At 42.7% G+C, this 11,967-nt stretch carries 11 protein-coding genes; 5 read left to right on the top strand and 6 right to left on the bottom strand.

Going from position 1 to position 11,967, the window contains the following annotated elements:
- The first annotated feature begins 134 nt into the window (after positions 1–134).
- On the top strand, positions 135–1,415 hold the full coding sequence (locus tag FAX86_RS04705) for a response regulator (RefSeq protein WP_144392184.1): 1,281 nt from the start codon (positions 135–137) through the stop codon (positions 1,413–1,415).
- On the opposite strand, the gene FAX86_RS04700 is transcribed toward FAX86_RS04705, so the two are convergent.
- The 6 genes from FAX86_RS04700 to FAX86_RS04675 all read right to left on the bottom strand — a co-directional run bounded on the left by FAX86_RS04700 (position 1,416) and on the right by FAX86_RS04675 (position 8,712).
- Positions 1,416–2,408, bottom strand: a complete 993-nt coding sequence (locus FAX86_RS04700) for a hypothetical protein (protein ID WP_144392183.1) — start codon at positions 2,406–2,408, stop codon at positions 1,416–1,418.
- Between the two features lie 22 nt (positions 2,409–2,430).
- The gene (gene pyrE / locus FAX86_RS04695) at positions 2,431–3,078 is read right to left on the bottom strand and encodes an orotate phosphoribosyltransferase (protein WP_144392182.1); all 648 of its coding nucleotides are present in this window, start codon (positions 3,076–3,078) and stop codon (positions 2,431–2,433) included.
- A 91-nt stretch (positions 3,079–3,169) separates the two neighbouring features.
- Positions 3,170–3,967, bottom strand: a complete 798-nt coding sequence (rsmA, locus tag FAX86_RS04690; RefSeq protein WP_144392181.1) for a 16S rRNA (adenine(1518)-N(6)/adenine(1519)-N(6))-dimethyltransferase RsmA — start codon at positions 3,965–3,967, stop codon at positions 3,170–3,172.
- Positions 3,964–4,968 carry a 4-hydroxythreonine-4-phosphate dehydrogenase PdxA gene (pdxA, locus tag FAX86_RS04685; RefSeq protein ID WP_144392180.1) on the bottom strand — a complete coding sequence of 335 codons (1,005 nt, stop codon included), beginning with the start codon at positions 4,966–4,968 and terminating at the stop codon, positions 3,964–3,966. Before pdxA ends, rsmA begins: the two co-directional genes overlap by 4 nt.
- 8 nt (positions 4,969–4,976) lie before the next feature.
- The gene (gene surA, locus FAX86_RS04680) at positions 4,977–6,278 is read right to left on the bottom strand and encodes a peptidylprolyl isomerase SurA (RefSeq protein WP_164503460.1); all 1,302 of its coding nucleotides are present in this window, start codon (positions 6,276–6,278) and stop codon (positions 4,977–4,979) included.
- 91 nt (positions 6,279–6,369) lie between these two features.
- Positions 6,370–8,712 carry an LPS-assembly protein LptD gene (locus tag FAX86_RS04675; protein WP_144392178.1) on the bottom strand — a complete coding sequence of 781 codons (2,343 nt, stop codon included), beginning with the start codon at positions 8,710–8,712 and terminating at the stop codon, positions 6,370–6,372.
- 94 nt (positions 8,713–8,806) lie between these two features.
- On the opposite strand from FAX86_RS04675, the gene FAX86_RS04670 reads away from it, so the two are divergent.
- The 4 genes from FAX86_RS04670 to FAX86_RS04655 are packed head-to-tail and all read left to right on the top strand — an operon-like array spanning position 8,807 to position 11,945.
- A complete protein-coding gene (locus tag FAX86_RS04670) occupies positions 8,807–9,862 on the top strand; it encodes an aminoglycoside phosphotransferase family protein (RefSeq protein ID WP_144392177.1) in 1,056 nt (351 codons plus the stop codon).
- A complete protein-coding gene (gene murU / locus FAX86_RS04665; RefSeq protein WP_144392176.1) occupies positions 9,859–10,518 on the top strand; it encodes an N-acetylmuramate alpha-1-phosphate uridylyltransferase MurU in 660 nt (219 codons plus the stop codon). Before FAX86_RS04670 ends, murU begins: the two co-directional genes overlap by 4 nt.
- Before the next feature lie 57 nt (positions 10,519–10,575).
- A complete protein-coding gene (gene djlA / locus FAX86_RS04660) occupies positions 10,576–11,394 on the top strand; it encodes a co-chaperone DjlA (RefSeq protein WP_144392175.1) in 819 nt (272 codons plus the stop codon).
- The gene (locus FAX86_RS04655; protein WP_144392174.1) at positions 11,391–11,945 is read left to right on the top strand and encodes an acyloxyacyl hydrolase; all 555 of its coding nucleotides are present in this window, start codon (positions 11,391–11,393) and stop codon (positions 11,943–11,945) included. Before djlA ends, FAX86_RS04655 begins: the two co-directional genes overlap by 4 nt.
- Positions 11,946–11,967: the final 22 nt, after the last annotated feature.

The raw sequence follows: 11,967 nt of genomic DNA, 5'->3' as shown, positions 1-11,967 counted from the left end.
AAAAGTTGATGAGTTTCGGGTATTTAGCGAGAAAACGATGGTAACGCACGCTTAATTGTTAATTGGCGCACAGTTCATTTTGATAAATTCTTAGACAATGCAACCTATTGAAACACGAACCGATAAGGAGTGTCATGTCTACGGTTAAAGCTCTGATCGTTGATGATTCCCGCTCTGCTTGTTTGATGCTGAATCGAATGCTAGCGCGCTATGAAATTAAAAGCGAATCCGTTTATTCGGCTGCCGAAGCTTTTGAGTATCTTAAAAAGCAACGACCTGATGTGATCTTTATGGATCATTCGATGCCCGACATGGACGGACTCGAGGCAGTCAAGAAAATCAAAGAAGAAGCGACTTGGCGTGATATTCCTATTTACATGTTTACTGCGAAAGCTGGAAATGACTATCTAAAAGCGGCTAGTGATGCTGGGGTGGTTGAAGTCATTCCTAAAGCTTTAAACTCCCGACTGCTTGGACTGGCATTATCTCGAGCTAAATTAATCGAACCTGTGCCCAAACCACAAGAGCCAGTGGAACTTACGGCAGAACAGAAAATGCAGGTTTGGCTTGAGTCTGTCATTGAGAATAAATTGGCACCTGCTTTGACTTATCGTGTCGATAAATCAACTAGAGAAATGCGAGAAGAGACAGAGCAGACAAGTAATCGATTGTATCGTGAGAGCTTAAAGTTCCATATGCGTCAACAGCAACAGCTCGTGCAGCGGATTCAGGCAGAGCGAGACTTTCTATCTGCGGCCTACAAAGATAGTCATTCAGGTTTGTTTAAAAAGATAGCCGCAACACTATCTGTTTTTCTACTCGTGTCATTAGCTTTCTTTATTAACTTATGGCAGCAAAACTCAGAGCTGAATGAAAGCCTCGAAAAACAAATGACAGAGATCCAGAATTTAAAGTCGCAGCTTGGGCAACGCCAGTCGGCAATATCAAGCAAAGCACCACCAAAATCGGCTCCGAAAAAGCGTTCGACGTCGGAATCGCAATTTGTTGTTGATCTTCAGGGGAATGTCATCGCGGAAATTGTTGACTTATCGATGGATGGTTCACGTGCGTTAGCTAAAACACGCGAGAATTTTATTTTCCATATCAATGATGGAAAGCGAGTTGAAGTTTATCAGGGAGATCGGTATTTCGCTTCTCAAAATTGTTTTGGCGATAGTTGGATTCCTGCTTTAGCTGGCGAAGTATATGCCGATCAGGAAAACCGAATATGGTACACGCCAAAAGATATTGATCCTGAAATGATCGCTGTATTTTCTTTGATGACGGCAGAAGGCAAGTGTAATGAAGCTCAAGGGCAATTGGAGTTGGTGCAGTTACGGCCTAATGACGTGCAAATTACTGGTATTGAAAGCCCGTTTGTTCGTTTAGCTGAAGGTGAAAGAGCTCGTCGATAATTAACGGATTTGTTTATCAACGAATTCTTTAAAGCCATTAACTAGTTTTTGAGCTTCAGGACCGGAGCACAGTTGTTGTCCTGCGTCGGTGTCTGTGCAAGAGACTTCAATAATTATTTGGGTGTTTGTTTTTGAAGGTAAGCGAGAGAACGATATACCGACGTCAGAATCTTGCTTGGGTGCTGAAGTCAAAATAATAGTATCAGTGACAACTTCCAGCCGACCACTAGAGTTTGATTGAGCGTAGACTTGGGCGAGCTGCCAAATATTTTTACAGCTTTGTGAAGTATCACAAGTCATCATCAGCACATTATTTTTTTGTTCACTGTCGGAATCATTCTTAAAACGATGTGCCATACGTTTTGCTTGTAATTCTTTAAAACGAATAATGTCTCTTTCAAATTCTTCTTTGATTCTATTGCCTTCCTCTTCAATAGCTTTTTCATTGGTTTCTCGGTTAGCTATTTGTTTTTGCAGTGTAGCAATATTTTCAGTTAGGTTTTTTGGTACCTTTTTACCAAGTCGCTCGTAGTCGGCGGCTCTTCTTTGAGAGTCTTCCAGAGAGGCTTTTATTAATTCTTTTTCATTTTTATTAAGTTCGCTTCTTTGCTGTACTCCGAGTAACGCGGCGTCTCGAGCTCTCATGATATCTTCGACGGTGCTAAACAAACGCAGTAATTCAGCATCGCGGCGAATTTGTCGTTGCCGCTCACGTTCTTTGCGCTTTAATTCTTTTTCTTTTTCTTTTTCTTCTTCCATTTCTCCCAGAGTTTTTGCTGGCCCTACACGTTGCACCAGCTGTCCCCGTTCATTAATTATTTCATAACCTTTTTCTATGGCTTCTGGTGACAATTGATCGAGCAATATTGTTTGACCTTCAGAGTTTTTAAAGCGGTAAAACTTTTTTGCATCAACAGAAGTGCAGCACAGACTGAGTCCGACCACCAGGGCCAAAGCTTTCATGGGATATGGGAGAATGTTAATTGCCATCATAAATGTAACTTTAGCAGACAGATTAGTTATTTACACCGTAGAGAGAACGATATTCAGCTATTTTTTCACTGAAAACAGCGAGTTGGTTATCATTTTTGATGAAATCTGCAAGGTCGTTCAAGCTGACAATCGAGAACACAGGAATTTTGTATTGTTTTTCAATTTCCTGTATCGCAGATAAGCTATCTTTTCCTTTTTCTTGTCGATCCAGTGCGACTAACACTCCAGCAGGTTGTGCACCATTTGATTGAATAATATCGATGGATTCTCGAATCGCGGTACCTGCGGTAATAACATCGTCAACGATCATGACTTTTCCCGAAAGTTCTGCACCGACCAGAGAGCCGCCTTCGCCATGAGTTTTTGCCTCTTTTCGATTAAAACAGACGGGGTAATTTTTTTGGTGATTGCCATAGAGTGCGCTTGCGGTTGTTGTTGCTAAAGGAATGCCTTTATAAGCGGGTCCAAAAAGCATATCGAATTGTGCATTTGAGTGAATGAGTGTTGCAGCATAAAAACAGCCTAATTGATGTAAGTCTTTGCCGGTTGAGAAAAGACCTGCATTAAAAAAATAAGGACTGAGGCGCCCTGATTTTAATGTGAACTCACCAAACTTCAGAGCTTGACGTTCAATTGCGAGTTGTAGAAATGCTGTTTTAGTATCTTGCATAACGACCTAACATTCAGATTAAAAGAGGTTTAAGACTATTTATTATCATACCCTTTTTGTCATTTGAATCCCATTAGGACTCAGTATCTTGTCATCTTTTTTTTGCAGTTAAATAATTCGCTATTCTGATGTATTGATCGAGCGTTAAATTTTCAGCTCGTTCTGTTGGTTTTATATCTAATTCATTCAATTCATCTTCGGATAAATGACTTTTTAAACTATTACGTACTGTTTTTCTGCGTAAGCTAAAAGCCGATGTGACAACTCCATTGAGTGTTTTAACATCAGTCTGATCATGTTCGTTGTGTTCTTTAGGTGTTAAACGAATGATTGCAGAGTCGACCTTAGGTGGCGGATTAAATGCTCCGGGTTTAACTAGAAACATAAATTCTGGTCGTGCGTAATATTGCGCCATGATGCTAAGTCTACCGTAGTCTTTTGTGCCTGGTACCGCACACAGACGGTCGACGACTTCTTTTTGAAGCATAAAATGCATATCTTTAATAACCTCTAAATGTTCGAACAAATGGAATAGAAGAGGTGTTGAAATATTATAGGGAAGATTGCCAATAATTCTAAGTGAGCGTGGAGAATCACTAAACTCTTTAAAATCAATTTTAAGGGCATCCGATTCGATAATTTCTAATTCACCATCACCGAAGCAATACATTCTTAATTTTGGAATAACTTCTCGATCAAGTTCAATCGCGCGCATTTTCCCGGCCTGTTTTAATACTGGCTGTGTCAGAGCTCCCGGCCCCGGACCGATTTCGATAATGTTGTCTCCCGGTTTAGGATTGATGGTGGAAACAATACGGCCGATAACGGTTGGATCATGCAAAAAGTTTTGACCAAATCTTTTCTTAGCTTTGTGATGAATGGGTTTCATGAATTTGTCTTTAACCGAGATTGTGTTGCGTTTTTTATTGCGTAGGTAAGGGCATATTTCATACTGGACTCAGAGGCGCAAAATTGGTTCGCAATATCGAGGGCTGTACCATGGTCGACTGAGGTTCGTATGTAGGGCAAACCAAGAGTTACGTTGGCGCATTCACCAAAACTGGCATACTTAATAACGGGCAGGCCCTGATCATGGAACATGGCCAGGAATAAGTCGGTGCTGTTTAAGTTATTTTTAGTAAATGCTGTATCAGCTGGTATTGGTCCCATAATTTTAACCTTTGGATGCTCGAAGGTTTCTATTGCGGGACGAATAATATCGAGTTCTTCACGTCCGAGGTGTCCGTTTTCGCCAGCATGGGGATTGAGTCCCAAGACTTGAATTTTAGGTTTAGGAACACCTTGTTGGTATAAGCTGTTAGCGCAAATTGAAAAGATTTGCTGAAGTCTCTTGATATTGAGAGACTGGGCGACGTCTTTAAGGGGTAAATGAGTTGTCGCCAAGGCGACATTCATCGGCTCGCTGGCTAACATCATTACAACACGTTCTACGCCACAGTGATCCGCTAGGAATTCTGTGTGGCCGGTAAAATGAATTCCGGCATCATTAATAACGCCTTTATGAACCGGGGCGGTAACAATGGCATCAACCTGGTGATTAAAGGCTAGCTGATGAGCTTGAGACAGTAATTCTATGACGTAAGAACTGTTTTCGACGTCGATCACGCCAAGACTCGCCGGATGACTTAATGAATGATGGAGCACTTGAACTAAACCAGGTTCGTGTGCGCGTGCTTCATCAATGTGGTCGATTTTTTCAATAGTAAGACCTAGCTTTCCCTTGGTATTTATTTCTTCAATCCAGGGGCTATCTCCGAGTACAGCTATTTTCGCGAGGTGTTTTGACCGGAGAGCCTTTAGAGTGACTTCTATGCCAACTCCAGATGGCTCTCCTGTGGTAATTAATATGCGTGGAAGGTCATGGGCCACGTTAAATTCTATTTCTTTTCATTTTCGTTTTCGATGAGCACTTCAACATAAGAAGTGTCTCGTAATTCTCGTAACCAACTTTCGACTTCTTCATCAAACTTACGTGATTGAAGGATTCTTGCTGCCTTTTCGCGTTTGAACTCGTCAGTTTGGTCTGCTGCTCGTCGATCAAGCACCTCGACAATATGCCAGCCAAATTGAGTTTGTAACGGTTCACTCACTGTTTTTACCGGTAAAGTTTCTACTGCTTTTTTGAATGGGCCTACAAATTTATCGGGGGTGCTCCATCCCAATTTTCCACCCTCTCTGGCAGAGCCTTTATCATCTGAGTGCTCTTTTGCTAAATCACTAAAGTCTGCGCCTTGTTTAATTTTGTCGTAGAGCTCATAAATTTCTTTTTTAGTATCCGCTTCGTTACGAATCGTATTGGGCATTAACAAAATATGACGAGCATCAACTTGTTGCACGATGTGCTTTGTTTCACCGCGCTTATCGATCAATTTTATAATGTGGAAGCCACTACCTGAACGTAAGGGAGCACTGACATCACCAACTTTAAGTGACTTGGCCGGTCCTGCAAAAAGTGTTGGCAATTGCGGTGCTGGCCGCCAACCAAAGTCACCACCTTGAAGAGCTTCCTGTCCGGCAGAATGTTGTATCGCCAAGTTTGAAAAATCTGCGCCGTTTCTTAATTGTTTAACCAGATCTTGTGCTTTTTCTCTGGCTTCTTGAATATTTTTTGAATCACTGGCATTGGTGATAGGAATAAGAATGTGGCCAAGATGATATTGAACATTTTGCTCGCCTTGTGCATCAATTAAGCGAACTAAATTGTCAACTTCTCGCTCGCTAACTTCTATTCTTCGAGCAACCTGACCTTGACGAACGCGTGCCGCCATAATTTCTTCTCGCAAGTCTTCTCGAAAGAGTTCCCAATTGATGCCGTCTTGGATCAATGAGGTTCTTAAGCTTTGAATGGTCATTTGGTTTTGTTTTGCAATGTCAGCAACTGCAGCATTGAGCTCTTGCTCACTGATTCGAACACCGGCTCGTTTGGCCATTTGGACCTGTAATGAATCAATAATTATTCGATCCAAAACTTGGTCTTGAAGAATCTTCATGGGAGGGATCGACTGGTTATTTTTTTGTAATTGGCGAACAATGGATTTCATACGTCGTTTTAGTTCGCTTTCAAGTATTACATCTTGCTCGACAATGGCGATGGTTTGATCGAGCTTCTCTTCTGCTTTGATAGAAGTCACTGCGAAACTAAGCGCAAGAGCGATAGCTAGAGAAACGTATTTTGTCATGCTGTTTTCCATATTACTTCAATTGTTGTCCGGTAAAGGACATTGGTTACTTCTGACTCAGTGGTTATTTCTTAAACTCACTGCTGGTCAATTATTGCGTCAATCGGCTGTCGAGCTGAGAGCGAAGGCCTCTTCGACCTGTTCCTGATAAGCCTTTGAATACAAACTCAAAGAGCAGATCCTGATTAAATCGCCCGTCTTGGTCCGCGATTATAGCGCCATTTGCGTCGAGACGCGCGTTTAAATAACGGCGTGAGACCAGTCGGATTGCCCAGCAACAAGATTCATATTCTAAGCCTGCCATGGTCTCAAGACTTTGTTGATTGATCAAATCATAATTCCAGCGACCCACTGCTTTCCAGCGATCTCCTAGCGGAACGAAAAAAGATAGTTCACCTTGCTCTTGATTTGAACTTTTGTATCTGTGCGTTAGGTTGACCATCAAATTGTCATCAGGTTCAAAATGAATACTTGTATTGCCTTGTTCAGTTTCTTTCGTGGAGGCGTCGTAACCAATCGCAGCGCTGATCTGCCAGGCATTGCTGGGATGCCAGGTGATTTCCGACACGATATCGGACTGTTTCCTTGTTAGGTCGGTTGCGGAGTCTAGTGCAATTTGTCGGTCTTCGAAGTAGAAGGCCTGACCAACCGACCAGCTAAATTTTTCAATATCATCGGTAAAGTATCGGCTAGTGAGCGCAACTGAAGCCTGCTGGGTGTCGCCAATTCGGTCATAACCCGTGAATCGGTTTTCAGCAAATAGCCGTTCGAACCGAATTTCGGGCAGTTGAGTGTCGTATAAGCCAAACTCTGATTGTTCTTCATGGGGCACATAAAGCAAGAATAAGCGCGGCTCCAGCGTTTGCCTGCCGCTGTCCGTTGCTCGCTCAAAGATAATCTGGCTATCGATACTCACAATTGGAACATCAACCGAGAGGGACTCAGAGGGCTCAATAATGGTCGACTGATCGTACTGACGGTGATAAATGCTTACACTGGGACGAATATATCCCCAGCTCTTCTCGAGTGGGTAACTTATGCGTGCTGCAGCAAGTGCTCTGTCGGCTTCGGGAAGGGTTATATCGTCGTTCCTAAACTGAGAATAATTTCCCCAGATTTGAAAATTGACGCCTTCAATTGAGCTTGTTGGCTGCCACCATAAACGTGCCTGGGGTAGTTGTCGATAAGGTGTTTGAGTTAATGACAAGGGCTGAAATTGGATCCAGCTGATTGTACTTTCGAAGTGCGACGTATAGTAGCCAACTTCGCCGTAGCGAGTCAGGTGATCTCGGTTGCTCACCGAAAGGTTGGTTCCCAAGTCGAAAAAGTAATTGCGATCACTCACTCCGGTGGCGTCAATTGATGCTTGCCAGTTATTTAACCACTGGCCAGTATGCTGTAGTCGGTATGACCATCGATTGTCACTAATGGTCGCATCTTCTTGACCTCGGTCTTGTAAGAACTCAATTTGTTGAGTACCACTGTGTTGTCCGAATAAATAGCGAAATTCCAATCCCAGTTGAGTGCCGCGGTTTTCAAGGTAGCGTGGTGTTATCGTGGCATCGTAGTTCGGCGCAATATTCCAGTAAATAGGTTGAACGTAATCGAAGCCATTGCGATCACTGGAGCGGATAGATGGTGGTAAAATACCGGTGTGCCTTTGATCGTCGATGGGAAACTTTAGCCAGGGAATATAAAAGACGGGAACGTCTGCAATTCTTAAAACGACATTGTCGGCTTCTCCCCAACCAGAGTCGCGATCGACAGTTAAATTGTCGGCATACAGACGCCAACTGTTATCGCCTTGCGGACAGGTGGAGAAGTTGAGCTCTGACAAATCCAATTGATTGTTCTTCTTCAGGGTGATTGAGTCAGCATTGCCATTGCCGCCATTTCCGAGCAGTGAAAATTGAGCATCGGTTAATTCTGCTTCTCCAGAATTTATGTTCCCGGTTGCCTGTTGGGCAGAAAATTGACCTGAATTGTTCTGAATCGTGACAGATTGTTTGGCGGCAAACTCACCTTTCTCTTGATCGAGCGTTATCAATTCGGATTGCAGATGTAGGTCGACGTTCGAAAGTTGTACGTTTCCGCTGAGTTCGATGGCATTTTCATTTGGGCTTTTGGCCGAGTCAGCACTCAAACTGATATCAGTTGGTTGTTCATTAGTTGACCTATCAACCAGGCTGATAGGGCCAAAATTGGTTGGACAAAGAGCGGAAGACTGCTCTTTTGACTCGGCAGGCGACGATTGAGAGTCAGAATTGAGACCTTTGTTTTGCAGTTTGCCCCGGCGCTGATTATTATTCACCGTTTCGTTCGTCTGCTGCTGGGCTATCTGGCTAATCAGCGAAGAAGAACTAAGCTCAGTCGCGGCGACCGGTACCAGGCTCAAGAGGAGCGTTACAAAAGTAGCGGAACTGTGTGTCGTCAATGAAGTCTTTGTCCTATATTCGTTTCTTAATGGACTTGAAAAGGCGCATGATAAAGCAAATTCACAAACAATGGGATTCTAACGGACAATTTCTATGACAGATGCTCGAAAAAATCAGCTAGCATCTTGGGCCGCTAAGCAGCTCAATCAAGCTGAGCAATCTTTGTCGGTAGTGAGTGGTGATGCCAGTTTCCGCCGCTATTTTCGTTTGCCTATTGCTGATACTTACTCAAACTCTTCTTCAACGAGCAACGCAGAGCAATCTGTTATTGCTGTTGATTCGCCTCCCGACAAAGAACCCATAGAGGCTTTTTTGCGAGTGGCTTCAATGTTTCATGCCGCGGGTGTGAATGTACCGCAAGTGATCGCCAAGGATGCAACGCAAGGCTTTATGTTGCTTTCGGACTTTGGCGACCAGCTGTATTTACCTCAACTAAAAAATGGCGCGGAGGATGCTCTTTATTCCTCTGCGATAGATGCTTTGGTTCAACTTCAAGTTGGATGTTCTGACTGCCAGTCTCAGTTACCCAAATATGACTCGGCTCTACTTCATCGAGAGATGGAGCTATTTCGAGAATGGTTTTTAATGAGTCACCTGGGTATCACACTGACAGACAATGAGCATTCGATGTTAAGCGACTGGTTTGAACAATTGTCTGTTAATGCTCAGCGTCAACTACAGGTTGCGGTTCATCGCGATTATCACTCGCGCAATTTAATGATTGTTCCGAAGCACTCACCAGGTGTGATCGATTTTCAGGACGCGGTTGAGGGACCTGTTACTTACGATTTAATTAGCTTGCTCAAAGATTGTTATGTGGTTTGGCCCCGAGCCAAGCAGCTTGACTGGTTAGAAAGTTATGTTGAGAAAGCGACTCAAAAAGGATTGAGCGTGTCCTTTGATGAAGCCTTTATTCGCGATTACGACTGGATGGGATTGCAGCGTCATATCAAAGTTGCAGGGATATTTTGTCGCTTAAATCACCGTGACGGTAAGCCCGGGTATATGAAGGATATTGCATTAACCCTAAGCTATATTGTTGATGTTTTAGTCCGTTATGAGGAATTTGACGAAATAAAAGCATGGTTTGAAAAGCGCTTAAAACCAGAGTTGATCAATACGCAATTAATGTGGCGGAAGCTCGAATGAAAGCATTTATTTTAGCGGCGGGTCTCGGAACTCGAATGCGCCCACTGACTAATAACACTCCCAAGCCGTTACTCAAAATTGGTTCGAAACCAATAATTCATTACCCGATTGAAAAATTGAAGCAAGCGGGAATCGAATCTATTGTAATTAATACGGCTTATCTTGGGCAGTTGATCAAAGATGCTTTAGGCGATGGTTCTCGGTTTGGAGTTAATATTGCCTATTCTGATGAGGGCGAGCCGCTGGAAACCGGCGGAGCGATAAGACACGCGCTTCCACTGTTAGGAGATGAACCTTTTATTTTAGTGAATGGTGATATCTATACAGATTTTCCGTTTGAAAATTTATTGGGTAAATGTCCCGAAGTGGCGCACCTGGTATTGGTAGAAAATCCATCCTTTAAAGAGGTTGGTGATTTTGGAATATGCGGAAGTCGGTTAACGAATGATTTATCTCAGTCTTTCACTTACTCGGGAATTGGTGTTTACAATCCAGCATTTTTCCAACGTTATGCCGCCGGTAGCTCGTTTCCGTTAGGGCCCGTTTTACGCGAACAAGCTGAACAGCAATTAGTTTCCGCTGAAGTTTACCGTGGTTGTTGGATGGATATAGGGACTCCAGAAAGATTGCATCAAATTAATGAATTGCTGGCTTAAATGATGAAGTTGAGTTTCAGTAAAGTATTAGAATCAAAAGTTTGAGGCCCAAGGTTAATGAGCTGGTGGGGAAAACTGATTGGCGGAATTTTTGGTTTTGGCTTGGCTAAGTTACCGGGGGCAATTGCTGGTGTATTAATTGGCCATAGTTTTGATCGTGGATTAGCTCGAGCGACATCGTCTAAGTCAGCTCCTGAACAATTGCAACAAGCATTTTTTAATGCAACGTTTATATTGATGGGAAGGTTGGCAAAAGCTGATGGAAGAGTAACTGAGAGAGAAATTGCAGCAGCTGAAGCAATTATTAAGCGAATGGGATTAACGGGGGATATGCGACAAAAAGCGATTGAGCTTTTTCGTAAAGGTAAAAATCCCGGGTGTGATTGGGAAGGTGAGTTGAGCCATTTTTCCAAATTGTGTGGTCGTCAAAGAAACCTGAAGCAAATGTTTCTCGAGATTCAAATACAGGCAGCATTTGCTGATGGTCCGATTCACCCAAGTGAAAAAGAGTTACTTAAAGTTGTCACCAAGTCGCTGGGTTTTTCTAAACTGGTGCTTGAGCAATTATTAATGATGATTCAGGCACAACAATTTTTCTATCGTAAAACTCGTAATAACCATCACTACGGTCCCTCTCAGTCTAGTTCATCGGGTACAGGTGTTACTGTTGAAAATGCCTACAAAAGACTGGGGGTTGGAAAGTCCGCGTCGGATGCTGAAATTAAAAAGGCGTATCGTAAATTAATGGCGCAGCATCATCCCGATAAGCTTGTTGCAAAAGGATTGCCAGAGCAGATGGTTAAAGTAGCAACACAAAAAACTCAAGAAATTAAAACTGCTTACGAAGCAATCAAAAAAGTTCGAGGAATATCATGAGACTTAAAATATTGATGTTTTTGCTGAGTCTCTCGACTTTGGCGAATGCTAAAGATAACGTTTATTTTGCTTATGGTTGGGGAATGGACGACACCCTCATACAGTCGGGTAGTATTGCGTCGACGCAAGGTATGGGAATTGGATTTCAATATGATCTTAACAAATCTTTTGAAGATAAAATATTGGGAGTCGGTCATTGGTATCTTTCGACCGAGTGGCATCGTTTAAAAGGTGCACATGCCAGCGAAAATTATGATATGACTATTTGGGCGATTAAACCTACATTACGCCTTTATCATAATGACGATATAAACAGTGACTGGAGTTATGAAGCGGCGCTAGGAATCGCGCATTTAAGTACAACGGAATACGAAGAAATTAAAATGTCGAGTGATTATAATTTCGCTATGCATTTTTCGGTCGCTTATCATTTTGGTAAACAGCACGAATGGAGCTCTTCATTGCGTTATAATCATTATTCAAATGGTTATCTAGAACAGCCGAATCCAGGACTCGATTTCGCATCGTTAACCATTCACTATCATTTTTAATACAATTTAAACCTAAAAAAAC

It is taken from the genome of Pleionea sediminis (assembly GCF_007570825.1).
Lineage (GTDB): Bacteria > Pseudomonadota > Gammaproteobacteria > Enterobacterales > Kangiellaceae > Pleionea > Pleionea sediminis.
This window is presented reverse-complemented; position numbering and strand designations above follow the sequence as displayed.